This window comes from Sulfuriferula plumbiphila (assembly GCF_009938015.1).
In the GTDB taxonomy this organism is placed as follows: domain Bacteria; phylum Pseudomonadota; class Gammaproteobacteria; order Burkholderiales; family Sulfuriferulaceae; genus Sulfuriferula; species Sulfuriferula plumbiphila.
On the sequence record NZ_AP021884.1, the window covers coordinates 2058101 to 2084297 of the forward strand.

The 26197-nt window shown below is 61.6% G+C and carries 18 protein-coding genes and 1 pseudogene; 5 read left to right on the top strand and 14 right to left on the bottom strand.

The window, feature by feature from the left end; genetic code table 11:
* Positions 1–72: 72 nt before the first annotated feature.
* A complete protein-coding gene (locus GZH91_RS10695) occupies positions 73–1200 on the bottom strand; it encodes a Fic family protein (RefSeq protein ID WP_147074839.1) in 1128 nt (375 codons plus the stop codon).
* Between the two features lie 262 nt (positions 1201–1462).
* Entirely contained in the window at positions 1463–1849 is a 387-nt protein-coding gene (locus tag GZH91_RS10700) for a glutathione S-transferase N-terminal domain-containing protein (protein ID WP_147074840.1), read from the bottom strand.
* A gap of 277 nt (positions 1850–2126) precedes the next feature.
* On the opposite strand from GZH91_RS10700, the gene GZH91_RS10705 reads away from it, so the two are divergent.
* Complete coding sequence (locus GZH91_RS10705) at positions 2127–2537, top strand: Fic family protein (protein WP_223264638.1); 411 nt, start codon at positions 2127–2129, stop codon at positions 2535–2537.
* A 59-nt stretch (positions 2538–2596) separates the two neighbouring features.
* Positions 2597–3558: pseudogene (locus GZH91_RS10710) on the top strand (DUF3375 domain-containing protein).
* Between the two features lie 303 nt (positions 3559–3861).
* Here the strand turns inward: GZH91_RS10710 and parC are convergent.
* Both parC and GZH91_RS10720 read right to left on the bottom strand, forming a co-directional pair.
* A complete protein-coding gene (gene parC / locus GZH91_RS10715) occupies positions 3862–6240 on the bottom strand; it encodes a DNA topoisomerase IV subunit A (protein ID WP_147074841.1) in 2379 nt (792 codons plus the stop codon).
* Between the two features lie 108 nt (positions 6241–6348).
* A complete protein-coding gene (locus GZH91_RS10720) occupies positions 6349–8313 on the bottom strand; it encodes a DNA topoisomerase IV subunit B (protein ID WP_147074842.1) in 1965 nt (654 codons plus the stop codon).
* Between the two features lie 200 nt (positions 8314–8513).
* Here GZH91_RS10720 and htpG point away from each other — a divergent pair, with 200 nt between their 5' ends.
* Positions 8514–10415 (top strand): molecular chaperone HtpG, encoded by a 1902-nt coding sequence (gene htpG / locus GZH91_RS10725; RefSeq protein WP_147074843.1) that lies wholly within the window; start codon positions 8514–8516, stop codon positions 10413–10415.
* 319 nt (positions 10416–10734) lie between these two features.
* Here htpG and GZH91_RS10730 read toward each other — a convergent pair whose 3' ends face one another.
* Together GZH91_RS10730 and GZH91_RS10735 are read right to left on the bottom strand one after the other, a co-directional pair.
* On the bottom strand, positions 10735–11199 hold the full coding sequence (locus tag GZH91_RS10730; protein WP_147074844.1) for a cyanophycin metabolism-associated DUF1854 family protein: 465 nt from the start codon (positions 11197–11199) through the stop codon (positions 10735–10737).
* 18 nt (positions 11200–11217) lie between these two features.
* Positions 11218–13494 (bottom strand): cyanophycin metabolism-associated ABC transporter, encoded by a 2277-nt coding sequence (locus GZH91_RS10735; RefSeq protein WP_223264639.1) that lies wholly within the window; start codon positions 13492–13494, stop codon positions 11218–11220.
* A gap of 367 nt (positions 13495–13861) precedes the next feature.
* Between GZH91_RS10735 and GZH91_RS10740 the strand changes: the two genes are divergently transcribed.
* Positions 13862–16066 (top strand): cyanophycin synthetase, encoded by a 2205-nt coding sequence (locus GZH91_RS10740; protein WP_147074846.1) that lies wholly within the window; start codon positions 13862–13864, stop codon positions 16064–16066.
* A gap of 45 nt (positions 16067–16111) precedes the next feature.
* Complete coding sequence (gene cphA, locus GZH91_RS10745) at positions 16112–18685, top strand: cyanophycin synthetase (RefSeq protein ID WP_147074847.1); 2574 nt, start codon at positions 16112–16114, stop codon at positions 18683–18685.
* 21 nt (positions 18686–18706) lie between these two features.
* Here the strand turns inward: cphA and cueR are convergent, their stop codons facing one another.
* The 8 genes from cueR to GZH91_RS10790 all read right to left on the bottom strand — a co-directional run bounded on the left by cueR (position 18707) and on the right by GZH91_RS10790 (position 25993).
* Positions 18707–19111 (bottom strand): Cu(I)-responsive transcriptional regulator, encoded by a 405-nt coding sequence (cueR, locus tag GZH91_RS10750; RefSeq protein ID WP_147074848.1) that lies wholly within the window; start codon positions 19109–19111, stop codon positions 18707–18709.
* 169 nt (positions 19112–19280) lie between these two features.
* Positions 19281–21701 (bottom strand): heavy metal translocating P-type ATPase, encoded by a 2421-nt coding sequence (locus tag GZH91_RS10755; protein ID WP_198415295.1) that lies wholly within the window; start codon positions 21699–21701, stop codon positions 19281–19283.
* Positions 21702–21993: 292 nt separating this feature from the next.
* Positions 21994–22758 (bottom strand): molybdate ABC transporter substrate-binding protein, encoded by a 765-nt coding sequence (gene modA / locus GZH91_RS10765; protein WP_147075181.1) that lies wholly within the window; start codon positions 22756–22758, stop codon positions 21994–21996.
* Positions 22759–22776: 18 nt separating this feature from the next.
* On the bottom strand, positions 22777–23571 hold the full coding sequence (locus GZH91_RS10770; RefSeq protein ID WP_161984247.1) for a TOBE domain-containing protein: 795 nt from the start codon (positions 23569–23571) through the stop codon (positions 22777–22779).
* A 77-nt stretch (positions 23572–23648) separates the two neighbouring features.
* Complete coding sequence (locus GZH91_RS10775; protein ID WP_147075135.1) at positions 23649–24062, bottom strand: hypothetical protein; 414 nt, start codon at positions 24060–24062, stop codon at positions 23649–23651.
* Positions 24063–24483: 421 nt separating this feature from the next.
* A complete protein-coding gene (locus tag GZH91_RS10780; protein ID WP_147075133.1) occupies positions 24484–24954 on the bottom strand; it encodes a hypothetical protein in 471 nt (156 codons plus the stop codon).
* On the bottom strand, positions 24954–25652 hold the full coding sequence (locus tag GZH91_RS10785; protein ID WP_147075130.1) for a DUF3800 domain-containing protein: 699 nt from the start codon (positions 25650–25652) through the stop codon (positions 24954–24956). Before GZH91_RS10785 ends, GZH91_RS10780 begins: the two co-directional genes overlap by 1 nt.
* Positions 25649–25993, bottom strand: coding sequence for an HVO_A0114 family putative DNA-binding protein (locus GZH91_RS10790; RefSeq protein ID WP_147075128.1), 345 nt, complete (start codon positions 25991–25993; stop codon positions 25649–25651). Before GZH91_RS10790 ends, GZH91_RS10785 begins: the two co-directional genes overlap by 4 nt.
* Between the last annotated feature and the right edge of the window lie 204 nt (positions 25994–26197).

Consider the following 26197-nt stretch of genomic DNA (forward strand, 5'->3'; position numbering starts at 1 on the left):
CCTTCCGAATGAGTTGGCAGGCGTCCATGAAGGCGCTGTCCGGCGAATGAGCCACATCTTTCCGGAGGGTGGTTACTCTGCTGGCTGCTCGTTCAGTTCGTAGCTGGTGCTGCGCCCGCCCGCCGCAGATTTCCGCAACACGCCCTGTGCCAGCAATTCGTTGATGTCGCGCAGCGCGGTGTCCGGGGAGCACCTGGCAATGGCCGCCCACTTGCTGCTGGTGAGCTTGCCTTCGAAGCCATCAAGCAAACGATTGAGCAGCTTCACTTGCCGCTCGTTCAGTGGCGTGGTGGCCCAGCGTTGCCAGAACCGCACTTTGGCCAGCACGGCATCGAGGGTGTGCTGTGCCTGATTGACGGCTCGATGCAGGGTGTCGAGGAACCAGGCGAGCCACACGGTGACATCGAGCGCCCCTTTCTGGGTACGCTCCAGGATGTCGTAGTAGGCCTTGCGTTCCCGCTGGATCTGCGCCGAAAGACTATAGAAACGCTGCGGGCTGCCGTCAGCGCGCGCCAGCAGCAGGTCGCCGATGGCGCGGGCGATACGGCCGTTGCCGTCGTTGAACGGATGCAAGGTGACGAACCACAAATGGGCGAGTCCCGCCTTGATGAGCGGCGGCTCGTTCGACGCCTCATTGGCCCAGCCGAGAAAACGATCTGTTTCGGATTTTAGCCGATCGGCCGGCGGCGCTTCGAAATGCACCCGCTGACGGCCGATCGGGCCAGACACCACCTGCATCGGGCCGCTGGCATCGTCGCGCCAGCCGCCAACCTTGATCCGGGCGAGGCCAGAGTAGCCGGTGGGAAAGAGCGCAGCGTGCCAGCCGAACAACCGCTCCCGGGTGACCGGAGCATCGCTGTTGGCCGTGGCGTCGAGCACCATCTCGACCACGCCTTCGACGTGACGGTCCACCGGGGCCAGTGCGCCGATGTCCACGCCCAGACGACGGGCGATGGACGAACGCACGGACTCTACATTGAGCTGTTCGCCTTCGATCTCGCTGGTCTTGACCACATCCTCGGTGAGCGCCGCCAGGCTGGCCTGATCGCGCAACGCCATGCCGACATCGGCCAGACGACCGAGCAGCAACCCTTGGGCACGGCTGACCTCGGCCAGCGGGCCAGCCAGCGCTGCCAGGTCATAGTGCCAGCTCGGCCAGTCGCCGGCCTGCCAGATATAAGTGTAATCGCCGCTATTCATGCGGAGATTATGAAGCGCATTCTTCGCAAGTGCAAGTTATTCGCCGCAGATGGTGCGGTGATGATCACCGTTATTCACCGCAGTGAAGGCGAACCAGGCCGGTCAAAAGCAGGCAGGATGAGAATCCCACGGGTTCAACTAGACGAGCACTGCTCGGTTGAACTCCTATAGCTGCCCACAATATCAATCCGGATGTTTCAGCGATCCAGCTACCTGCCGGAAAGGAAGCAGGAAACATCCAGGTTGATAAATAGAAGAAACTTCAGGCAAAACGCCCATGCAGATATTGGATGATGTCGGAAGACTCATACATCCACTGAATATTCCCCTGTTCATCCGTAATTTTCAAACAAGGCACCTTGATTCGCCCACCACCCTGCAATAATGCTTCGCGGTTTTGTGGCTGTTTTTGCGCATCCAGTAGCGCGATATCAAGCGATAAGCGGCTAAGCTCGCGCCGGACCTTGATGCAGAAGGGACAGGTCTTGAATTGATAGAGCGCCAGATTTTGGCATTGCTGGTCGACTAGCCGTTGCGCTTGCGGTTGCCGCACGACACCCTTTGGCGTGGTCACCATTTCCCAAAGCAGCATGAATGGAGTCATCACGATTCGCAGCGTCTTGAAGAAAGTTTTAAAGAACCATTTCATTAGAAATACTCACGTTATTGAATTGCTGAAAGAAGTGGCACGATATAGCTGAAGCATCAGGTTTCTGACCATTCTGTTGCACCCATGTCACACCCATACCCCACTATAGGGCCTGGAACAGCGGAATGGTTCCACTGCGAGCCAAAATTCAACCCATGGACAAGCCATGCTGTCCATCACCGGGAAATGGGACAACAGGCGAATAAAAGGGGTAATGGTGTGGTTCGATGCCCCAATGATCTTTACAATTACCTCATTTTAACGACCCAGGCGCGCCATGCACTCACTGGCGCCCGGGCACCTTGCCAGACTGCGCTTCGACACACGGCAACTGGTGACGCTGCGCGCCCTGGGCGAGTACCGGGGCAAGCAGCGACTGTACGGCGCCCAGTCGCCTGAAGTGCTGGGCGACCTTCGGCAAATCGCGGTTGTTGAGTCCACCGAATCGTCCAACCGCCTCGAAGGCGTGGTGGTGGCAGCAAGTCGCCTCAAATCCCTGGCGCTCAAGGATGCCGCCTCCAGGAGCCGCTCCAGGCAGGGGGTCGCAGGCTGCCGTGACGCGCTGGGACTGATTCACGAAAGCGGCGAACGGATGGTCGTGAGAAAAAACGCGCCGATATTTGCGTGTTACGCTACCAGTTGGTGGATGCGCTGCCCGCCGAACTGCAAACCAGCCCGCCCGGCATGAGCCTCGACTACGCCACCCTCGACACCCTGCGCCGTCGGCACCCAGCCTGGCGCTTGCTGATGGCCGATTCCGCACCGCTGATCGCGAGCTTTCTGCACCGGGTTTTCATCGCTCCCAATGTGCGGATGATGGCGCAGGCGGATTTGGCCGAGGCGCTGGAGGATGAGTTGTTCGGTCTACGCGAGCGGCTGGGTTCCAAGGCTTTCCCCAAGCCTGCGCTCGATTACCTCAATGACTGGGCCGCCAACGACAAGGGCTGGCTGCGCAAGTTCTACCGCCAGGGTTCGGATTCGATTTGACCCCGTCCACCGAGAAGGCGATTGCCTGGCTCGGTACGCTGTCTGAGCGGGCCTTCGTGGGCACGGAATCGCGGCTATTGACCCTGTTCGAGTTGTTCAAGCAGATGGGCGCAGGCTCCGAGACTGACCCGCAGGCCCGTATTGCCAAGTTGCACAAGCGCCGCGACGAGATCGACACCGAGATCGCCCAGGTACTGAGCGGCGGCATTCCCTTGCTGGATGCCACAGCGCTGAAAGACCGCTTTCAGCAGTTCATGGCACTGGCGCGCAAGCTGCTCACCGACTTTCGCGAGGTGGAGTACAATTTTCGTGGGCTGGATCGGCGCGTGCGCGAGCGCATTGCGCTGTGGGATGGGGCCAAGGGCGCGCTGCTGGAACAGATCATGGGCGAGAGTGATGCGATTGCCGACTCCGACCAAAGTCGGAGTCGGCAGGAGGAGTTGTCGCAGCTGTTGGAACGGGTACTGCAGCTGCCGCCGGTGGCCGAGCTCAAACCCGACACCCGCACCCGCCGCGTCCACTACGACTGGCTGGAGGCGGGCGAACACACCCAGCGTACGGTGGCCCAGATCTCGCAACAGTTACGACGCTTTCTGGACGACCAGGCCTGGCTGGAGAACCGCAGAATCATGGATATCCTGCACGGCATCGAGGCCAAGGCCCTGGCGCTGCGAGATTTGCCCAGATTGAACCGCGACGAGCGAGCACTGTACGATGATTGACGGGACAACCGCCTGGGCAAAAGCCTGCGCCTGGAGCAGGAAAGAATCGGCTTCGGCTGGGTCGAGGCGGCGCTTGCGGCGCTCTCGTAAGCAGGCCAGATACCCTGTTACCCAGAGAACAAGCCAGCGCCCTCGCACCTGCACAATTCCTCAGCAGCCCGCTGCATTACCCACAAACCCGGCAGCCCGTTTCTGGCTGCGTCACATATCCGCCACCCGCATCTCAAGGCCAACCATTTTCGGTTGGCCCTTTTTCTTGCGCGCTCCCGCATGGCCGAGTAGCTCCTGCGGACTGCGCCGCGGTCATTCAGCAGCCACCGATTCCACTTTGAATTTCACCGGCACCAGCACGCCCTTGCGGGCGCGGTGGAGGACATAATCCTGCAATGCGTTCCAGCCCAGCACCAGCTCCGCGCGCTTGCCGCCCCTGCCCTGGCCCAGGATTTTCACCGTACCGCCTTCCCGCACCGCGGTGGCGGACAACATGGCCTCCCCTTCCCCCACGCCCAGCACAATCACCCCTTTGCCGCCCGCCAGCAGTTTCATTTCGCTGACCGGGAATGCAAGCAGCTTGCCGTTGCTGCCCAGGGCGACGATGAGCGCGCCGGCGCCGACTTCAACCGGTGGCAACAGGACATCCTTCGCGCCAATGTTCATGAATGCCTTGCCGGCTCTTTGCCGCGACACCAGATCCTTGAGTACGGCGATGAAGCCGTAACCGGCAGAGGTGCTGAACAGGTATCGGGTATCAGGCGCTGCCGCACACATGGCGACAATCTTCGCCTTGGCCGGCAGACCCAGCAGGGAAGCCAGCGGCACGCCATCGCTGCGGCCGCCCGGAATATCCGACGAGGCCACCGTGTAAGCGCGTCCGCCGCTGTCTATCAGCACCACCGGATGCACCGTGCGCGTCCTGCGGAGCGTAAGCAGGCCATCGCCGTCCTTGAAGGACAGGGTGGCGGCGTCGGCGTCATGGCCGCTGCGCTGCCTGATCCAGCCGTTCTTCGACAGGATCACCGTGCAGGCTTCGTCGGGAACGGCAACCGTCCTGGCAGTAATCCGCTCCGCCGCCTCGATCAGTGTGCGCCGTGCGTCGCCGAATTTCTTCACATCGGCCTTAATCTCGGCCACGATCAGGTCGCGCATCGCCTTGCGGCTGCCCAGCACCTGGTTCAGGCCGTCTTCTTCCGTCCTCAGTTCGCCTATCTCATTCTCGATGCGGATGGACTCCAGGCGCGCCAGTTGCCGCAAGCGTATTTCCAGAATGTCCTCGGCCTGGATTTCGCTCAGTTTGAAATGCACGATCAAATCGCTTTTCGGATCGTCCGACTCGCGGATCACGCGGATGACTTCATCGATGTTGAGCAGCACCGCCATCCGTCCTTCGAGGATGTGCAGGCGCTTTTGCACCTGGGCCAGCCGGGTCTGGCTCCTGCGCGTGACGGTGGTATAACGGAACGCGATCCATTCGGACAACAGTTCGAGGATGTTCTTCTGGCCCGGCCTGCCATCCAGCCCGATCGCCACCATGTTGACGGATACCGTCGTCTCCAGGCTGGTATGGGTCAGCAGTAGCGCGATGAACTGCTCCAGCGGCATGCGCGAGGAACGCGGCTCCAGCACAATGCGCACGCTGGCGTCCTTGCCGGACTCGTCGCGCACCGTTTCCAGCGCATCGAGGAACAATTGCTTCATCGCCTTCTGCTCCGGCGTCAGGTCTTTCTTGCCTGCCTTCACCTGCGGGTCGGTGTATTCGCCGATTTCCTCCAGCACTTTCTTCACCGACACACCATGCGGCAGCTCATGAATCACCATGCGCCACTGGCCCCGTGCCTGCTGCTCGATGGTCCAGCGCGCACGCACACGCAGACTGCCGCGGCCGGTGACATAGGCGTCGCGGATGTCCTTCGGGCTGGAGATGATGTGACCGCCGCCCGGGAAATCCGGCCCCTGAATATGCGCCAGCACGCCGTCCACGCCGATGGCCGGGTCGCGCAACAAGGCCACCGCCGCGGCACCCACTTCGCGCATGTTGTGCGGCAGGCATTCGGTCGCCATCCCCACCGCGATGCCGGATGCGCCATTGAGCAGCAGGAACGGCAGGCGCGCCGGCAAGTCCACCGGCTCCTGCTCGGAGCCGTCGTAATTGGGGCGGAAATCCACCGTGCCTGCGCTGACCTCGGACAGCAGCAGCTCGGCATATTTGGTCAGCCGCACTTCGGTGTAGCGCATGGCGGCTGCGGAGTCGCCATCGCGCGAGCCGAAATTCCCCTGCCCGTCGACCAGCGGGTAGCGCAGCACAAAATCCTGCGCCATGCGCACCATGGCTTCATACGAGGCGGAATCGCCGTGCGGGTGATATTTGCCGATCACATCGCCGACCACGCGCGCCGATTTCACCGGCTTGGCACCGGGCGTCAGACCCAGCTGATGCATGGCAAACAGGATCCGGCGCTGCACCGGTTTTTCGCCGTCCGACACCGCCGGCAAAGCGCGCCCCTTCACCACGCTGATCGCATAGCGCAGGTAAACCTGATGGGTATATTCACCGAGCAGGAAACGTTCATCACCGTCTTCCGGCGGCGCCGCGGATGCTGGCGGCGGCTGATCGCCGTTACCGCCGCCCGCGGAGGCTGCCGGTAAATCACTCATCCCGGAAAATAAATCTGTTGGTTTGTTCATGTTAAGTCCTGATTTACAGCTCGAATAAAGCACGCGCCATGAAGAGCGCTGGGAAAGATAAAACTCAAGCTTAGTGGAGTCCTTGCCTTTTGCCTTTTGCCTTCCCCGTTAAATATCCGCCTCGACTTCATTGCCGTGCGCAGAAATTTGCTCCTTGCGATACGCGGCATTGGCCTTGCCCATCAAGTTGTCGAACATGCCGATGGTGCCGTGCAGATCGTCCCCCACCTCGACCCGCACCAGTCTGCGCGTGTCCGGGCACAGCGTGGTTTCCCACAACTGGATCGCGTCCATCTCGCCCAGGCCCTTGAAGCGCGATACCTGCCATGCGCCTTCCCTGACGCCTTCCTGGCGCAAGCGCGCTTCCAGCACGGTCAGCTCTGCCTCGTCCAGCGCATACAGCTTGCGCGGCGGCTTGCCTTTGCCCTGCGCGGGTACGTCCACGCGAAACAGCGGCGGCTGGGCAATGTAGATATGACCATGGGTGATCAGCTGCGGGAAGTGACGGAAAAACAGCGTCAGCAGCAGCGCCTTGATGTGCTCGCCGTCATCATCGGCATCGGCCAGGATGATCACTTTTCCGTAGCGCAGTTCGTTCATGTCCAGCGCGCTGTCCAGGGTATGCGGGTCAATGGCAAGCGATACGGCGATGTTGTGGATTTCCTGGTTGGCGAGTATCTGCGAGCGCTCCACTTCCCAGCTGTTCATGCCCTTGCCGCGCAATGGCAGCACCGCCTGTATCTCCTTGTCGCGGCCGGCCTTGGCCGATCCCCCCGCGGAATCGCCCTCCACCAGAAACAGTTCGGTGATGCGGTTGTCGGAGGATTCCGCGTCGCTCAGTTTTCCCGGCAATACCGCCACACCCGAACTCTTGCGCCGCTCCACCGCCTTCGACGACCTGGTGCGCGCCACCGCCAGCCGGATCGCCTGCTCGGCAATGCGGGTGGCCTCCGCCACGTGCTCGTTGAGCCACAGATCGAAAGTGTCCTTGATGGCCGCACCGACCAGCTTGACCGCCTCGCGCGAGGACAGCTTCTCCTTGGTCTGCCCGGCAAAACTCGGGTCGACCATCCTCACCGCCAGCACAAAGCGCAGCCTGGCCCACACGTCATCGGCAGCGAGCTTCACGTTGCGCTGCATCAACCCGTGCTGTTCGGCAAAAATGCGCACGCTGTTGAACACGGTGTCGCGCAGGCCGGCCTCATGCGTGCCGCCGCCCAGCGTGGGAATGAGGTTGACGTAGGATTCCCCGCCGCCCGACCCCGACACCCACGCCAGCGCCCATTGCACCCCCTCGCCACTGGCAAAGGAATCGTTGCCGGTCAGATAGCGCTCGCCGCAAAACGCCGGTGCGATAGGCTCGTCTTCCGCAATCATCTGGTCGAGGTACTGCGCCATGCCGCGTTCGAAATGCCATTCCTTCACGTCCTGGCCGGACGCGGTTTCGATGTTGAGCGTGACCCGCACCCCGGGCAGCAGCATGGCCTTGGCGCGCAGCAGGTGTTCCAGCTCGCTGCGGGAAACGCTCGGGGAATCGAAATACTTGGGGTTCGGCCAGATGCGTATTGCGGTGCCGGTGTCTTTAGCCGCGCAATTGCCGGTGATGGACAGGGGCTCGATCACTTCGCCTTCCGCAAAACTCATGCGCTGCAGTTTGCCCGCGCGCCTGACCTCGACTTCCAGCCGCGAGGACAGCGCATTGGTGACCGAGACCCCCACGCCATGCAGGCCGCCGGTGAATTTGTAGCTGCTGTCCGCATCCCCCTTGGCGAACTTCCCGCCGGAATGGATGACGGTAAAGACCACCTGCACCGTCGGCACTTTTTCTTCGGGATGGATACCGGTCGGGATACCGCGCCCGTCATCCCTGACCGACACCGAGGCGTCGCGATGCAGGGTGACTTCGATATTTCTCGCGTAGCCTGCCATCGCCTCATCCACCGCATTGTCGATGGCCTCGACGACGATGTGCGTCGGATCATTGGTGCGTGTATACATGCCGGGCCGCAACTGGATCGGTTCCAGCTTGCGCAGCACGCGGATGGAAGATTCGTCGTAATTCTGTTTTGCCATGGAGTGTGTTGTCGTGTGTGGTTTTACAGGATGCGCTATAGACTAACAAGAATGCGCACAAGCATAAATCAGTAGATGGATATTTGCCTGCCGAATGATCGTTGCAAACCAGTCCGTCCAGCCTCTTCCTCTTGAAAAACTTTCACCCACCCCAATTTATTCACCAGTTTTTGCCCCCGTTAATTCCGGAGACCCATACCATGACCGTAGAAGCACACAAGGAAACCCTGGGCTTCCAGGCTGAAGTTAAGCAGCTGTTGAATCTGATGATCCATTCGCTGTACAGCAACAAGGAAATTTTCCTGCGCGAACTGATTTCCAATGCCTCCGACGCAGCCGACAAGCTGCGCTTCGAAGCGCTGTCGGACGATGCATTGTGGGAAAACGACCCCGAACTCAAGATCCGTATCGCTTTCGACAAGGATGCCCGTACCATCACTATTTCCGACAACGGCATCGGCATGAACCGCCAGGAAGTGATCGAGCATATCGGCACCATTGCCAAATCCGGCACGCGCCAGTTCTTTGAAGCGTTATCCGGCGACCAGGCCAAAGACACGCACCTGATCGGCCAGTTCGGCGTGGGCTTCTATTCCGCCTTCCTCGTCGCCGACAAGGTAACCCTGATCACGCGCCGCGCCGGGCTGGGCGCCGAGCATGCGGTGCTGTGGGAGTCGGCGGGCGAAGGCGACTACACGCTGGAAACCGTGGAAAAACCGGGGCGCGGCACCGACGTCATCCTGCATCTGCGCGAGGGCGAGGACGCGCTGCTCTCCAGCTATCAGCTCAAATCCATCATCCGCAAATATTCCGACCACATCACCCTGCCCATCCTGATGAAAAAGGAAGAGTGGGATGCGGAGAAAAAGGAAACCGTGGTCAGGGACGAGGAAGAAGCCGTCAATCAGGCCTCCGCCCTGTGGGCCCGCCCCAAGAACGAGATCACGCCGGAGCAGTACGAAGAATTCTACAAGCATGTGGCCCACGATCATGAAGCCCCGCTGGCCTATATCCACGCCAGGGTGGAAGGCAAGCAGGAATACACCCAGTTGCTGTATATCCCCGCGCACGCCCCGTTCGATCTGTGGGACCGCGAGCAGCGCCACGGCATCAAGCTCTATGTGCGCCGCGTGTTCATCATGGATGACGCCAAGCAGCTGATGCCTGCCTACCTGCGCTTCGTGCGCGGCGTGATCGACTCCAACGACCTGCCGCTCAACGTGTCGCGCGAAATCCTGCAGGAGAGCAAGGACATCGACGCCATTCGCGGCGGCTCGGTGAAGAAGGTACTCGGCATGCTGGAAGACCTGGCACAAAACCAGCCGGAAAAATACGCCGTTTTCTGGAAGGAATTCGGCCGCGTCATCAAGGAAGGCGTGGGCGAGGATTTCGCCAACAGGGAGCGCATCGCCAGGCTGATCCGCTTCTCCTCCACACACAGCGACAGCGAGGAGCAAACCGTCTCGCTGGCCGACTACGTCAGCCGCATGAAGGAAGGACAGGACAAGATTTATTTCGTCACCGCCGACAGCTTCGCCGCAGCCAGGAACAGCCCGCACCTGGAGATTTTCCGCGCCAAGGGCGTGGAAGTGCTGTTGCTCGCCGATCGCGTGGACGAGTGGATGGTTTCCCACCTTACCGAGTTCGAGGGCAAGAAACTGCAATCCGTGGCCAAGGGCGACCTCGACCTGGGCAAGCTGGCAGACGAGGAAGAGAAGAAGGAACAGGCGCAGGAAGCCGACGCTTTCAAGGACCTCACCGCCAGGATCAAGGAAGCGCTGGGCGAGCAGGTCAAGGAAGTGCGCATCTCGCACCGCCTGACGACATCCCCGGCCTGCCTGGTGGCGGGCGAGTACGACATGGGCGCCAATCTGGAACGCCTGCTCAAGGCCGCAGGGCAGAACGTGCCGGGCAGCAGGCCGATCCTGGAAATCAACCCCAAGCATGCCCTGGTGCAGCGCCTCAAGGACCAGACCGACAGCGCTAAATTCAGCGACTGGAGCGCCATCCTGTTCGACCAGGCGCTGCTGGCAGAAGGCGGCCAACTGGAAGATCCGGCAGCTTTTGTGCGGCGGCTGAACGAGTTGTGGCTGGCGATGTAATCAGCGCGCAGAATGAAATGAAAGGGGCGCTGCGGCGCCCTTTTTCATTGGTTTGGGAGCTACAATGATGGGTCTGGCTGCATCCGGCGCTTTGATATTGTAGTTCATCCGGGGTGAGAGAGGGAGCTACAACACTGGCGCAGACGACCCCATAAAGGGGCCATCTGTCCAGCGTTCTCGCTTCGCGAGGTGTAGCAGGAATGGACGTCCGCGAATGTTGGCACGTACACCTGCGGTCACGTCTTGTATCCTGTATTTCCTGGCCGCTTATTCCCAGCCCTCCCCTCCGTGAAGGAAAAAAGGTGCTTTGCGCAGCCTGTCAGAGAAACCGATCCAGCAGCTTGCGGCTGGTCTTGTCCAGCGCGTCCAGGTCGCGAATCAGGAACTGGATGCCGTGGCTGTCGGCGATCAGCAGGCTGGACGCACCCAGCCGGCGGATATCATCCTCCCCTTTCAGCACGAAGCTGGTGTCGCCACGGTCTGTTTCCACTTCCCAGGTGGTCGGCGTGGCGAAGCTGGAAACATGACGCAGCCGTCGAATCTCGGGCACGAACTCGCGGCTCGCCAGTTCCTCCTCCACCAAGGCGCGTGCATCCTCGGGCAAGTCAGTCAGGCGCGCGATCCACATCAGTTCGTGGCCATCCGCGCTCAGCAAGGCGATGCCTTCCTGGGGCGCGGCGATGGGAAAGGCGCGCACCGGCACCACGTTTGCGTGAACCTTGCCGTCGGGCGCGGCGAGAACCAGCTGACCGAAGGGGTTGCGGCTTACTTTGAAATCAAACATGGTTGGTTCCGGCTGCGGTCATGACTTGGACAATCCGGCATTCGCTACGGTAGCGTTATCTATATCCACGATATCCACATCGTCCAGGTCGGTATCCACGTTGCGTGCCTGGGCCTGATACAGGCGATAGTAGGCGCCTTCGCGCGCCATCAGGTCTTCGTGTTTGCCCACTTCGACAATCTGGCCGCGATCCATCACCACCAGCCGGTCGGCGCGGCGCAGGGTGGAGAGGCGGTGGGCAATGGCGATGGTGGTGCGCCCGCGCACCAGGTTGTCCAGCGCCTTCTGGATTTCCTTTTCGGTTTCGGTATCCACCGAGGAAGTGGCTTCGTCGAGGATGAGAATGCGCGGGTCGATGAGCAATGCCCGGGCAATCGAGATGCGCTGGCGCTCGCCGCCGGACAGCCCGTGGCCGCGCTCGCCGACCAGGGAATCGTAGCCTTGCGGCAGCCGCAGGATGAATTCGTGCGCATGGGCAGCGCGCGCTGCGGCAATGATCTGGTCGCGTGTCGCATCCGGTTTGCCGTAGGCGATATTCTCGGCAATGGTGCCGAAGAACAGGAAAGGCTCCTGCAGCACCAGGCCGATGTTGCGCCGGAATTCGGATACCGGGAGCGAGCGGATATCCACGCCTTCCAGGCGAATCGCGCCCTCGGTCACATCATAGAAACGGCAGATCAGGTTGACCAGCGTGCTCTTGCCCGACCCGCTGTGGCCCACCAGCCCGATCATTTCGCCGGGCGCGATGGCGAGATTGATGCCGCGGATCACCGCGCGGTTGCCATAGCGGAAGCCCACGTCATGCAGCTCGATTCTGCCCGCCACCTGCGCCAGGTGCACCGGCCGGGTCGGCTCGGGAACGCTGGATACGTGATCGAGGATATCGAAAATACGCTTGGCCCCGGCGGCGGCTTTCTGCGTCACCGACACGATGCGGCTCATGCCGTCGAGCCGGGTGTAGAAGCGGCTGATATAGGCCAGAAAAGCGGTCAGCACACCCACCGTGATCTGGTTGCGCGAAACCTGCCAGATACCGAACGCCCACACCACCAGCAATCCCACTTCGGTGAGCAGCGTCACGGTGGGCGAGAACAGCGACCAGATCCTGTTGATACGGTCGTTGACCGCCAGGTTGTGCCTGTTGGCCTCGCGAAACCGCACCGCCTCGCGCCGCTCCTGGGCAAATGCCTTGACCACGCGTATGCCGGGGATGGTGTCGGCGAGGATGTTGGTGACTTCCGACCACACCCGGTCGATTTTCTCGAAACCGGTGCGCAGCCTGTCGCGCACCACATGGATCATCCACGCAATGAACGGCAACGGCAGCAGCGTCACCAGCGCCAGCCACGGATTGATCGAAACCAGAATCGCCGTGGTCATGATGATCATCAGGATGTCGGTGGCGAAATCCAGCAGATGCAGCGACAGGAACACGCAGATGCGATCGGTCTCGGAACCGATGCGTGCCATCAGGTCGCCGGTACGCTTGGCGCCGAAGTACTCCAGCGAGAGTTGCATCAGGTGTTCGTAGGTCGTGGTGCGCAGATCGGCGCCGATGCGTTCGCTTACCCGTGCCAGGATGTAGGTGCGCGCCCAGCCCAGGCCCCAGGCGAGCAGTGCGGAGCCGAACAGCCCGGCAAGGTAGAGCGCGACCAGGTGCCCATCGATGCGCGTGCCGTTCTGGTAAGGAATCAGCACATTGTCCATCAACGGCATGGTGAGATAAGGCGGCACCAGCGTGGCTGCGGTGGACGCGAGGGTCAGCAGGAAACCGGCAAGCAGCGGCTTGCGGTAGGGTCTGGCAAAACGCCACAGCCGGAAAAGCGTCCATGTCGAGGGCGGTACATGCGTTTCTCTGGCACAGATGGCGCACTCATCCTGACCCGGCTCAAGTGTTGCCTTGCAGTTGGGACAAACCGCCACGGCCTCGCGCGCAACCGGCTGACCGGTCACATGGCTGGCAAGCTGCCGTTCGAACTCGCCGATCAGGTGCAGCGCCGCCACGTTGCGCCCGAGCGTGTAGCGCCAGCAGGCCAGACGCGCCTGATCATCACGCAGCTCGAGTGTGCCGACGCCGGCATGATCATGATGCGAGAGGGTCAGCCCGTCTCGAAAAGTCCAGCCATGCCAGGCGCCCGCGTCGGCCGACTTGGCCAAAACCCGCTGGTTGGTGACGGCCACCAGACCATGCGAAAACTGGAGGAGGGTATCGAGATCAAGCTCCACCCACGCCAGAATGTCTTCCTTGTCGGCCAGCGTGGACGCAATATCACTGCGCCAGAAATCGGGCAGCATGGGATGCGCGGAAGTTGCGGTCAGGGATCGGCTTGTCATCGTAAAAGTACACTGGCACGTTAATCGCGGTTGTAAGGTCAGCGCCTGGAATGAAGGCAGGGAAAACGGGGCTTGATTTTTTGGCCTGCCCTCTTTGCTGGCGCTGTGTGCACCTCTCGAAGCCGCACTGTTAGCGGCATGTTTCGTCGAGAAAAACGCAATAAACGTTTAAACTGTTAATAAGGCGCCTCAGAACAAACCCAAGCCGCGGCGATGACCTTGCAGCTTGCCTGGGCAGCGCTGAAAACCATAAATTATATCCTAGCCCAGAGAACAAACAGGCAGGCTCACGCAGATATGCGCCTGAGCCCTGCCATGCTACCCGGACATGAAAAACAAAAACATTCAGTTCCTTCGCATAATGCATCTGTCCGGCCCGAATATCTGGACCTATCGCCCGGTACTGGAGGCATGGGTCGACATCGGCGGCCTGGAAGACTCCCCTTCCAACACCATTCCCGGTTTCTACGAACGGCTGACGGCGTGGCTGCCCGGCCTGATCGAACACCGCTGCGGCGTGGGCGAACGCGGCGGCTTCCTGCAACGTCTGCGCGAAGGCACCTGGCCGGCCCACATTCTGGAGCATGTCACGCTGGAACTGCAGAACCTGGCCGGAATGAAAGTCGGCTTCGGCAAGGCGCGCGAAACATCGGTACGCGGCGTGTACAAAGTCGCCGTGCGCACGCGCAACGAACAGGTGGGTCGCGCCTGCCTGCACGCCGGACGCGACTTGCTGATGGCGGCCATCGAAGACCGCCCTTTCGACGTGGCAGCCACGGCAGAACAATTACGCGCCCTCACCGACAATCTCTGCCTTGGCCCCAGCACCGCCTGCATCGTCGACGCGGCCAGCGAGCGCCACATTCCGTTTATCCGCCTGACCGACGGCAATCTCGTACAACTGGGCTACGCTGCACATCAGCGCCGTATCTGGACCGCCGAAACCGACCAGACCGCTGCCATCGCCGAGGCGATCGCGAGCGACAAGGATCTGACCAAAAGCCTGTTGCACTCCTGTGGCATACCGGTACCCGAAGGGCGCATCGTCGACAGTGCACAAGACGCCTGGGAAGCCGCCGGGGAGATCGGCCTGCCGGTGGTGGTCAAGCCGGTCGACGCCAATCACGGCCGCGGCGTGTCGCTCGACCTGATGACGCAGGCGCATGTCGAAGCGGCCTATGCAGTCGCACGGGCGGAAAGCAGCAAAGTGATCGTCGAGCGCTATGTACCCGGCAACGAACACCGGCTGCTGGTGGTGGGCGGCCGCGTGGTGGCGGCGGCGCGGGGTGAAGCGGCATGGGTGAAGGGCGACGGCCGCTCGACCATCGTCGGGCTCATCGACAGCCAGCTGAATTCCGATCCGCGCCGCGGCACGACCGAGGACTACCCCCTCAACAGGATTCTGATCGACGAGGAACCGGCAATCCGCCTCGAGCTGACACGGCAGGGTTTTAACCCGGAGTCGATACCGGCAGCAAGCCAGGAAATATTGATCCAGCGCAACGGCAACGTCGCCATCGATGTGACGGACGCAGTGCATCCGGAGGTTTGCGCGATGGTTTCCCTCGCCGCCCGGGTGATCGGGCTGGATGTGGCGGGAGTTGACGTTGTGGCCGCGGACATTTCGCGCCCACTCGACGAACAGCACGGCGCAATCGTCGAGGTGAATGCCGGCCCCGGCCTGCTCATGCACCTCAAGCCGGCGCAAGGCGAGCCGCGTCCGGTCGGCCGCGCCATCGTTGACCACCTGATTCCGCAGTCCGAGAGCGGCCGCATCCCTATCGTCGGGGTCAGCGGCGCCAACGGCACAACGCTGGTCGCCCGGCTGGTGGCATCCCTGCTGCACCTCTCCGGCCGTTACGTGGGACTCGCTTGCAGCGACGGACTGTATATGGGCCGGCGCCAGGTCGAGCGCGGCAATTGCGCCACCTGGCAAGCCGGCCAGCGGCTGCTCATGAGCCGCGCAGTTGAGGCCGCGGTGTTCGAACATCCGGCAGCAGCCATCCTGCGCGAGGGACTGGCCTACGACCGTTGTCAGGTGGGTGTGGTGACCGACGTCAGTGGTGCCGACACGCTCGGCGAATTCTACATCAGCGAGCCGGATCAGCTGTACAACGTATTGCGCACGCAGATGGACGTGGTGCTGCCCGACGGCGTGGCCGTACTCAACGCCGACGATGAACTGGTGGTGAAAATGGCACCCCTGTGTGACGGTGCAGTGATCTTCTTCGGGCTCGACCCGCAGCTGGCGGCCATCACCGAACACCGGGGAAAAGGCGGCCGTGCGCTATTCGTGCGTGACGGGCAAATCATGCTGGCGAGCGGCCCGAACGAAGTCAATCTTGCCAAACTGTCGGCATTGCCGCTAACCAGGCCGGGGCAGCCAGGCCACCATACAGCAAGCCTGCTGGCGGCGGTTGGCGCAGCCTGGGCGCTCGACATTTCCCCGGAATTGATATGTGCCGGGATTGAGACCTTTGAAAGGGATCAGCCCGTTAACCCGCTTTTCGGACACGCCACACGAGATCATTAAGCAACGTTGAAAAACATCCACAAAAACCATAAGGAACACCGGCCCATGGAAGTAACACGCATCCGCGCACTGCGCGGCCCCAACTTGTGGAGCAAACACACCAGCATCGAGGCACTGGTGAGATGCTCGGCCGAAGAGTGCCACGTCACCCGGATGTCAGGCCTGGAATCGCGACTGCGCGAACGCTTCCCGGAAATCGGCGCGCTGCGGTCCATTGGTGGTGAAAGCGAGATTTCGATTGCGCATGCCCTCGCCTTCGCCGCCCTTGGACTGCAAGCACAGGCCGGCTGCCCGGTCACCTTTACGCATATCGCGCAAACGGTAGAATCCGGCCTCTATCAGGCGGTGGTCGAATACACGGAAGAAGCGGTCGGGCGGCTCGCCTTCGAACTCGCCGAGGCACTCTGTCACGCTGCCGCAGAAGATCAGCCCTTCGATCTGGCCACTGCCCTGGCCCGGCTGCGTGAGCTTGATGAGGATATTCGCCTCGGGCCCAGCACCGGCGCTATCGTCCAGGCAGCGGTCACGCGCGGCATTCCCTACCGGCGGCTGACCGACGGCAGCCTGGTGCAGTTCGGCTGGGGCAGCCGTCAGCGCCGCATCCAGGCTGCCGAAACCGATCACAGCAGCGCCATTGCGGAATCGATCGCCCAGGACAAGGAACTCACCAAAAAGCTGCTGCAGGCTGCCGGCGTTCCGGTGCCCGTTGGCCGCTCCGTATCAGCCGCAGACGATGCCTGGGCAGCCGCGTGCGAAATCGGACTGCCGGTGGTGGTCAAGCCGCGCGACGGTAACCAGGGCAAGGGGGTCACCGTGAACATCGTTACCCGCGATCATCTCGACATCGCCTACGCAGCGGCATCCGAGATCAGCACCGAGGTGATGGTGGAACGTTTCATTCCCGGCCATGACCACCGTCTGTTCGTGGTCGGAAAGCACGTGGTTGCCGCAGCACGGCGCGAGCCGCCCCATGCCATTGGCGACGGCGTCCACAGCGTGCGTGAACTCGTGGAGCAGATCAACAGCGACCCGCGCCGCAGCGAAGGACATGCGACCTCGCTGACCAGGATCCAGCTCGACGACATCGCCATGGCACGCCTGGCCGTACAAGGCCTGAGCGCCGATTCGGTCCCCCCCAAGGGCGCGCGCGTCATTCTGCGCAACAATGCCAACCTGAGCACCGGCGGTACCGCCACCGATGTGACCGACGACGTGCATCCGGAAGTGGCGGCCCGTGCCGTGGAAGCCGCGCAGATGATCGGGCTCGACATCTGCGGCGTGGACATCGTCTGCGAAACCGTGCATAAGCCCCTTGAAGAACAGGGCGGCGGTGTCGTCGAAGCCAACGCCGCGCCCGGCCTGCGCATGCACCTCAACCCTTCTTTCGGCAAGGGACGTCCGGTCGGCGAGGCCATCATCTCGGCGATGTTCGCCGACGGCGATAACGGCCGCATCCCGCTGGTGGCCGTGGCCGGAACCAACGGCAAGACCACCACGGTGCGCCTGATTGCCCACATACTCACCCTCAGCGGCAAACGCGTGGGCATGACCAACTCCGACGGCGTCTACATCGGGCAGCGGCGCATCGACACCGGAGACTGCAGTGGGCCGAAAAGCGCCCGCAACGTGTTGCTTCATCCCGACGTCGATGCAGCGGTGTTCGAAACCGCGCGCGGCGGCATACTGCGCGAGGGGCTGGCGTTCGACCACTGCGATGTCGCGGTGGTGACGAATATCGGCATGGGCGATCATCTCGGCCTCAACTACATCACCACGGTGGAAGACCTGGCTGTGGTCAAGCGTGTCATCGTCCAGAATGTCGCGCCGGACGGTACCGCCGTGCTCAACGCAGCCGACCCGATGGTGGTGCAGATGGCCGCCCACTGCCCCGGCTCGATCATATTTTTCGCACGTGAATGGCTTCATCCCGTGATCGCCACCCAGCGCGCGCAAGGTCACCGTGCGGTATTCGTCAACGGGGACGCGATCGTCGCGGCGGAAGGCCGCTTTGAATACCGGATTCCCCTTGCCGAGATTCCCCTCACCCGCAATGGCAGCATCGGTTTCCAGATCGAGAATGCGATGGCTGCCATGGCTGCCGCCTGGGGTCTGGGCCTCGCTTGGGAGACCATCCGCGCCGGGCTTGGCAGCTTCATCAACGACGCCGCCACCGCACCGGGACGATTCAACGTCTTCAGCTATCGCGGCGCGACCCTGATCGCCGACTATGGCCACAACCCCGACGCCATGCTGGCACTTGTCAATGCGATTGAAACCATGCCGGCAAAACGCCGCCTGGTGGTCATCAGCGGCGCCGGCGACCGGCGCGACGACGATATCCGGCTGCAGACCCGGATCCTGGGCGGCGCCTTCGACGCAGTGATCCTGTACCAGGACCAGTGCCAGCGCGGGCGCGCCGACGGTGAAGTGCTGGCGCTGCTGCGCGAAGGCCTGGCCGAAGCGAAACGCGCCACCACCATCGACGCAATCAACGGCGAGTTTCCCGCCATCGATAGCGCACTGGCACGCCTCACACCGGGCGACTTGTGCCTGCTCCTGATCGATCAGGTCGACGCAGCGCTGGCGCATATTGCCAGGCGCATAGCCGAAGCACGCTGATCTTCTTGCCGCCTGCCGATTCTACGACGCCGCCAGCCCATCGAGTATCGGGCAGTCCGGGCGGTCGTCGCCGTGGCAGTGTTTGGCGAGACGTTCCAGGGTGGCTTTCATGGTCTGCATTTCGCGGATTTTTTCGTCCAGTTCCTGGATATGTTGCAGCGCAATGCTCTTTACCTCGCGGCTGGGACGCGTGCGGTTTTGCCACAGGCTGAGCAGCATGACAATTTGTTTCATCGAGAAGCCGAGATTCCGTGCCTGCTTGATAAAACGCAGGGTGTGGATGTCGCTCTCCGAATAGGTGCGATAACCGGAAAAGCTGCGCCTGGGTCTGGCGATCAGGCCGATGGCTTCGTAATGCCGGATCATCTTGGCGGAGACGCCGGATGCCTGCGCTGCGCCGCCAATATTGCAGGAAGATATATCCATGCGGCCTCCATTCAAACTAGAAAAGCAAGTTGACCAGGAGTTTACGGAGGGCGCAGAGGAAGGCAATCCTGGGCTTTTATGGCCTCACCCAGTGGGTGAATTCAGGTGATCTGCTGTCCGTTGTTTTTACTCCGTGTTCTCCGTGAATTCCGCGGTTAAGTTTTAAGGTTCAATCCTGGTTGCGCTGCCCGGCAGGCCGCCAGCGCCGCAGCAGCAGTGCGTTGGACACCACGCTGAAGCTGCTGAACGCCATGGCCGCCCCGGCGATGACCGGGTTGAGCAGGCCGAATGCCGCGAGCGGGATGCCGACCACGTTGTAGATGAATGCCCAGAACAAATTGTGGCGGATTTTGCGGTAGGTCTTGCGCGAGATGTCGAGCGTATCCGCCACCAGCATGGGGTCGCCGCGCATCAGCGTGACTCCGGCAGTGTGCATGGCCACGTCGGTGCCGGTGGACATGGCGATACCCACATCCGCTGCGGCCAGCGCCGGGGCATCGTTGATCCCGTCGCCCACCATCGCCACGACCGTACCGTCGGCTTTCAAATCGGCTACCGCCTGCGCTTTGTCGGCAGGCAGGATTTCGGCTTTGAATTCGTCTATCCCCAGGGCTCGCGCCACCGCTTTGGCGCTGCCCGGATTGTCGCCGGTGAGCATCACGGTGCGCACGCCTTGTGCCTGCAACTGGGCAATGGCGGCCTGTGCCGAGGGCTTGAGGGTGTCGCCAAAGGCCAACAGGCCGAGCAATGTGCCGTGCCCGTCGATGCTGCGCGCCAGCCAGGACACGCTGTGCCCGGCTTGCTCGTGGCGGGCGGCGCTGGCGGCGAGCGGCGTGGTCGCGATTCGCAGGTTTTGCATCAGACGGCCGCTGCCCAGAGACAGTGTGGCGCCGTCGATCTGCGCTTCTATCCCCAGCCCGGGCAGCGCCTTGACTGCGCTGGCGCTGGCCAGGGCCAGGTGTTTGGCGGCAGCCGCACGCATCACCGCGCGTGCCAGCGGATGTTCGCTGCCCTGCTGCACGCTGGCGGCCAGGCGCAGCGTGTCATCTGCGCTGCCCGCTGCGGGTTCCAGCGCGACCAGCTCGGGGTGGCCTGCGGTGAGCGTGCCGGTTTTGTCGAACGCCACACAGCGCACCGCATGCGCGACTTCCAGCGCTTCTGCGTCCTTGATCAGGATGCCGTAATGCGCGGCAATACCGGTGCCGACCATGATCGCTGTCGGTGTCGCCAGGCCCAGCGCGCACGGGCAGGCGATGACCAGCACCGCGACCGCGTTCAGCAGCGCCTGCTGCCAGTCGCCGCTGGCGAAGCCCCAGCCCAGCAATGTCACCAGTGCAATGACCAGCACCACTGGCACAAATACCGCACTGACTTTGTCCACCAGGCGCTGTATGGGTGCCTTGGCGGCCTGCGCGTTTTCCACCATGCGGATGATGCGTGCCAGCGTGGTTTCCGCACCCACCGCCAGGGTTTCCACCAGCAGCAAACCGTCGCCATTCACCGAACCGCCGGTGACACGCGCAGCGGGGCCTTTGCCGAGCGGCATGCTCTCGCCGGTGATGAGCGATTCGTCCACTTCGCTGTGGCCTTCGCGTATCACGCCATCCACGGCGATGCGCTCACCCGGGCGCACCACGACCAGATCGCCGACCTGCACGGCAGCCAACGCGACCTCGACATCCACGCCATCGCGGCGCACCCGCGCGGTGTCCGGGCGTAGCGCCTGCAGCGCGCGAATGGCCGCAGTAGTCTCACGTTTGGCGCGGGTTTCCAGCCATTTGCCCAGCAACACCAGGGTAATGACCACGGCTGATGCCTCGAAATACAAGTGTTGCATGGCATGGCCGGAAGGCACGAACAGCAGGTAAACCGACAGCCCGTACGCTGCCGACGTCCCTAGCGCCACCAGCAAATCCATGTTGCCGGTTCCGGCCTTGACCGCCTTCCAGCCGGCGCGATAAAAACGCCCGCCGAGCCAGAACTGCACCGGCGTGGCCAGCGCCCATTGCACCCAGCCGGGCAATGACCAGTGCTGCCCGAACAACAATCCGATCATCTGCGCCACCAGCGGCAAACTCAACGCAGCCGACAGCGCCACCGGCCACCATTCCGGCCAGCGGGTTGGCGGTGCCTGACCGCTTGCGCTATCGGCAAGCGCTACCACTTCATAGCCTGCTGCGCGCACGGCCTGCCGCAATGCCTCCAGCGACGTGCCTGCATTTGCCTCGACGCGCGCCTGCTCGGTCGCCAGATTGACCGACACCGAGCGCACGCCCGGCACCTTGCCCAGCGCCTTCTCCACCCGCGCCACGCAGGAGGCGCAGGTCATGCCCTGGATACCAAGGTTGATTTCCTGCACGGCGACTTCGTAGCCGGCCTTTTGCACCGCCGCCACCAGGTCGGCCGCGACCACTTCCGGGCTGGCAGTGATGCTGGCCTGCTCCGTGGCGAGGTTGACGCTGACATCACAGACACCGGGGACTTTACGCAGGCCTTTTTCCACCCGCGCCACGCACGAGGCGCAGGTCATGCCGGTAATTTGCAGGCGCTGTTCCTGTGTGGCTTGCGGCGCTGGTGATACGGATGGCATAGCGGTGCTCCCGAAAATAGCTGACGGCCTCATGTTAAACCTTACTATGGTGGGAGAGTCCAGTATTTTAAAGTGCCCGGTTTTCGCGATTACTGGCAAAGCCCATCGATGGCGTCTCCGGCGTGCTCATCCGATCAGGTCAGCGGTTCCAATGGAGAAGCCCAGCACTTGCCAGCCACCAGGCAATGGGGGTGCCGATGACGAGCAGCAGGATAGTGGTGAGCGTCGCCAGCCTGAGGGTCAGCCAGATGGCCGAGAGATCGCCATCCGTCGGCAACGTAGCGCCCTGCACCTAGAAGTCGTAGCCGTAGGATTTGATCACCGCCTTCGCCTTGCCACTCTTGAGGTACTTCATCAGGGCGGCAGCAGCGGTCTTGTCCTTGCCGTTGGTGAGGATCACCGCGTCCTGGCGGATGGGCGAATACAGATTATTTGGCAGCACCCAGGCCGAACCGCTGGCCAGCTTGCCTTCCTTGTTGAGCACCTGGGACAGGGCGACGAAGCCCAGTCCGGCATTGCCGGTGGAGATAAACTGATAAGTCTGTGCGATGTTTTCGCCCTGCACGAACTTGGCCTGCATGGCAGACAGCAGGCCGAGTCTGGTCAGCGCCTCCACGGCAGCGGCGCCATAGGGGGCGAGTTTCGGGTTGGCGATGGACACGTGCCGAAAGTCGCCCTTCTTCAGCACATCGCCCTTGTCGTCCACGAATCCAGGCCTGGCACTCCATAGCACCAGCTTGCCGATGGCGTAGGTGAAGCGGCTGCCGGACACGCCCAGCCCTTCTTTCTCCAGCCTGGCCGGGGTTTCGTCGTCGGCGGCAAGCAGAATATCGAAGGGGGCGCCGTTCCTGATCTGGGCGTAGAAGCTGCCGGTGGCGCCGAAAGACAGCACTGTCTTGTGGCCGGTGTCCTTCTCGAAATCAGCGCCGATCTTTTGCATCGGCGCAGTGAAATTGGCGGCCACCGCCACCTGCACCTCGTCCGCGCCTGCCGGGCCGGCGGCCAGGCCAAAAACAAGGAGAGGGAGCGCGAGCCGGCGAGAGAACTTGCGATTCATGATGGTTCCTTTCCGTGATCAGGTGGTTACCGCCAGGATGATATGGGAGGCCTTGATCAGGGCGCAGGCGCGCACGCCCTCCTTGAGACCGAGGCTCTGGATGCTCTCGTTGGTGATGATGGCCGCCACGTGCTTGCCGCCGTCCAGTTCGATCACCACCTCGCCGTTCACCGCGCCCTCCTGACAGCGGGTCACCACGCCGCATAACTTGTTGCGGGCGCTGGTTCTGAGCTGGCAGTCCGCCGCAGTCACGATCACCCAGGGGGCCTTGATCAGGGCATAGGCCTCCACGCCGACCTCCAGGCCGAGATTGTCCACACTCTCATTGGTGATGATGGCCACCAGCCCGGCGCCACTACCGATGTCCAGCACCACCTCGGCATTCACCGCGCCTTTCTTCACGGCCCTGACCCGGCCCAGAAACTCGTTACGCGCACTCGTCTTCATCTCGAACCTCCGCATCAATTGATAAAAACGTTCAAAATCCCCTGTCGCCCGCAGGGCGGCGAGGAACTCCCGGTACTGTCCTTCCAGCCTTCGAAACATCGACAACACCTGCAAGCCGAGGGCAGTGAGCACCGTGCCGCCACCGTGCCTGCCCCCCGCCACCCGCTCCACCAGCGGCTCGCGGGACAGGTTGTTCATTTCCTCCACCGCTTGCCAGGCGCCCTTGTAGCTCAGTCCGACGGCCTTTGCCGCTGCTGCAATCAAGCCCGTCCCGGCGATCGCTTCCAGCAGCTCGATACGCCCTTTCCCAGCCCGCTTGCCGGATGCTTCGGCCAGCCGCAATATCGGTTGAATACCCTTATTCATGTCTACACCAAATTTCCCAATGATTCAGAACCGCTGCCGCTGCACCCAAGGTACTGCGCCAGACTCTACTGCACCCCTCATCTCGGACGGGTTGGGGTCACCGTGTATTGAACCTTCAGCCGCCGATCCCGGCACCCCCCTGCGTCGCCCGCTGCAATACTGCACTGCAACCACTCACCCCCATGAAGCCGCCAGGCACGCACTTCTTCCCAGTACGCCTCTTCCTGATAGAAATTATCATCGTCGTCCAGGACCTCGCGCATCAGCGAGTATCGATGGCGGTAATAGCAACACTGCCCATGCTCATCGTTGCCAATAAGCTTGTATGCGTGGGCCGTCGGTTCCTCGAAATACTCAAATTCAACCGGGACCGTCACTTGGCTGGCGTAGTCAACCGGCAGCCTTTCCTTCCAATCGGGAAGCACTACCTTGCACATATTGACGTCGGCCAGGTCACATGATCTTTTGTGCAAGCCATTGTTCCAATTCATGTTCACGCCTTTCCTGCGTACTCTCGTCCGGGTTATCCCGCACTTTCATGCTCCCAACCCATCATGCCGCGTTTGACGGATGCTTCTGCTGCTGCGATATCCATTGTTTGCATCGATTCGTGCCCAACCAATACCGTTATCACCTTTATCTACATAACGACATCCAAAAAAAACAACGGGGCTCCATCAATGAAATGACGCTGGATTCGCTGCGGCCAGGCTGCACATTTAGATTCCAGATTTCGTATTGTTGTTGCAATCGCTTGTGTCCCGCGGACAGGGCCACGCGTAACTTGACAAGCGATCAGCTCTGGGTAGAATACCAAGTCGAGCTCACTGCCTATCGGCTTTGAACCAATCGAGGTCTCGGCCGCTGAACCCGCGTAGCGAATCAGCGGCCTTTGTTTTTTTCGGGTCGCTATCAAGGCGTCCCTCCCAACAGATGCAGGCAAGCTGCCCGGGACCATGCCGGCGACGTCCTGATTTTCCCAATACTGTTATCAGCCTGATAACAAGTCACGAAGTTGGCCTTTAGCGAACCATCGAGTTTCAGGCTCATCGCCACCACAACGACAAAATCCTCGTACACAACTGCCACCCGGCGGGTGGCATCGTATTGGCGCGAAGTCTTGTCCCACCCGTCGAACAGCGCAGCAGTAGGGTGTTCCAGCGTCACCTTGACCCAGTCGATGCGTTGCGCACGGACGGGGGAGAAGGCGTCCTTGATTCCATTCCGCGCCGTGCTCTCGTAGAACATGTGACCAAACTTGCCAGGCGCAAAATACACACGAATGCCGTCGAAGGTCAGGATATTCCCACGGCAGTAGACTCGCTCATAGTGCGTTCGGTATTCAGCGGCGGTGGCGTAATGAACCAGCGGCGGCAATGCCATCACCAGCCTCCCTGCAATCGAATCTGGAAAATGTTGAACTTCTCTTCGCCTTTGTGCGTAGGGGCGAGTAAACAGCCCAAAGCAGATTCGAGGCGGCTGACGACGGCGGACTTGGCCGTTCCGTCGCGCAACGTTCCGTTTATCCGGCTGCTTGCGGCCCCGAGCAGCAAATCACATAGCTGTATCAGGACAACTTCGTGAGAAGGAAGCGACTGGACGCTATCGATGTTCGAGGTCAGGTTGGCGCGCGACAGGCATCGAGTGAGCACGGGCAGGCGCTTGGGGTCACGGTTACTCTTGATGTCGCAGAAGACGCGGTAGGCGTTGAAGTCGAGTATCCAGTGGTGCAGAAGTTGGTAATAGAACTTATAGAACCCAAGCTCGCCATCATTGTCGTGAAGCGCCAGATTGAGCTGGGTGCGGTCAACGGCAATGCAGCGAAAACGAAGGTTGTCACCGTAGCTAACGAATAGATCAATCAACTCGACGTAGAAATCCTTGCGATTCGGGGACACCTTGCTCCACTTGATTTCCCCCCACGCCTGGTGCCGTTGCCTCAGCGCACCAATCCGTGCCTTGATCTCATCGCGTAGTTCCTCCGGTAGCCACAGGCTGCCAATCATGAGGTAACGCGCACGGGGATTCGCAGACGTCAGGACATCCGGGTTGGCCTCATCGCAATACACCTCAAATTTCATTCTCGCTCCCCCTGCGGTGAATCCAGCACCACCAGAAAATCCGTGGCCCGTGCAATCGGCTCGATTTCGCGCACATTACGCTTGAGTTCAACCAATCCGTAGCCCTCCATCATTCGGAGAGTACGCGAGAGGTTGGGCACCTGACGCCCGGACAGCGCGGCCAACTCGGTCAGTGTCTTGGGTTTTGCATCACGAATGATGCAAAGTAACGCCCGGTTGTCTTCCGACAACACTGCCGCCATCGTCGCCATCGATGGGAACCAGACGGTGGGGGCGTACTTCCCGCTACCGGCAACTTCAGCGTCACCGCCACGGCGGATTCCGACAACGCAGCGCTTCATTTTGAGTGTTCTGATTGGCTTGGCATAAGTCGATCAGTTTATCAGTGTGGCACAACGGCAGCCAGTGTCTTAAAGATGAAAGATGGTCGATTAAGTCGTGTTGCGGTTCGAGCGGGTCGATCAATATGGGAAACTTCTACCACACGCTCAATTGCTGCCGCGACCACAGCCATCGAAGTGTTGACTATCCTTACCAGCACGGGA

What these genes read in the sequence shown, in the direction of transcription:
- GZH91_RS10695 (WP_147074839.1), bottom strand. Translation starts at nt 1,200, where the DNA reads ATGAATAGCGGCGATTACACTTATATCTGGCAGGCCGGCGACTGGCCG.
- GZH91_RS10700 (WP_147074840.1), bottom strand. Translation starts at nt 1,849, where the DNA reads ATGAAATGGTTCTTTAAAACTTTCTTCAAGACGCTGCGAATCGTGATG.
- GZH91_RS10705 (WP_223264638.1), top strand. Translation starts at nt 2,127, where the DNA reads ATGCACTCACTGGCGCCCGGGCACCTTGCCAGACTGCGCTTCGACACA.
- parC (WP_147074841.1), bottom strand. Translation starts at nt 6,240, where the DNA reads ATGAACAAACCAACAGATTTATTTTCCGGGATGAGTGATTTACCGGCA.
- GZH91_RS10720 (WP_147074842.1), bottom strand. Translation starts at nt 8,313, where the DNA reads ATGGCAAAACAGAATTACGACGAATCTTCCATCCGCGTGCTGCGCAAG.
- htpG (WP_147074843.1), top strand. Translation starts at nt 8,514, where the DNA reads ATGACCGTAGAAGCACACAAGGAAACCCTGGGCTTCCAGGCTGAAGTT.
- GZH91_RS10730 (WP_147074844.1), bottom strand. Translation starts at nt 11,199, where the DNA reads ATGTTTGATTTCAAAGTAAGCCGCAACCCCTTCGGTCAGCTGGTTCTC.
- GZH91_RS10735 (WP_223264639.1), bottom strand. Translation starts at nt 13,494, where the DNA reads ATGCTGCCCGATTTCTGGCGCAGTGATATTGCGTCCACGCTGGCCGAC.
- GZH91_RS10740 (WP_147074846.1), top strand. Translation starts at nt 13,862, where the DNA reads ATGAAAAACAAAAACATTCAGTTCCTTCGCATAATGCATCTGTCCGGC.
- cphA (WP_147074847.1), top strand. Translation starts at nt 16,112, where the DNA reads ATGGAAGTAACACGCATCCGCGCACTGCGCGGCCCCAACTTGTGGAGC.
- cueR (WP_147074848.1), bottom strand. Translation starts at nt 19,111, where the DNA reads ATGGATATATCTTCCTGCAATATTGGCGGCGCAGCGCAGGCATCCGGC.
- GZH91_RS10755 (WP_198415295.1), bottom strand. Translation starts at nt 21,701, where the DNA reads ATGCCATCCGTATCACCAGCGCCGCAAGCCACACAGGAACAGCGCCTG.
- modA (WP_147075181.1), bottom strand. Translation starts at nt 22,758, where the DNA reads ATGAATCGCAAGTTCTCTCGCCGGCTCGCGCTCCCTCTCCTTGTTTTT.
- GZH91_RS10770 (WP_161984247.1), bottom strand. Translation starts at nt 23,571, where the DNA reads ATGAATAAGGGTATTCAACCGATATTGCGGCTGGCCGAAGCATCCGGC.
- GZH91_RS10775 (WP_147075135.1), bottom strand. Translation starts at nt 24,062, where the DNA reads ATGAATTGGAACAATGGCTTGCACAAAAGATCATGTGACCTGGCCGAC.
- GZH91_RS10780 (WP_147075133.1), bottom strand. Translation starts at nt 24,954, where the DNA reads ATGGCATTGCCGCCGCTGGTTCATTACGCCACCGCCGCTGAATACCGA.
- GZH91_RS10785 (WP_147075130.1), bottom strand. Translation starts at nt 25,652, where the DNA reads ATGAAATTTGAGGTGTATTGCGATGAGGCCAACCCGGATGTCCTGACG.
- GZH91_RS10790 (WP_147075128.1), bottom strand. Translation starts at nt 25,993, where the DNA reads ATGAAGCGCTGCGTTGTCGGAATCCGCCGTGGCGGTGACGCTGAAGTT.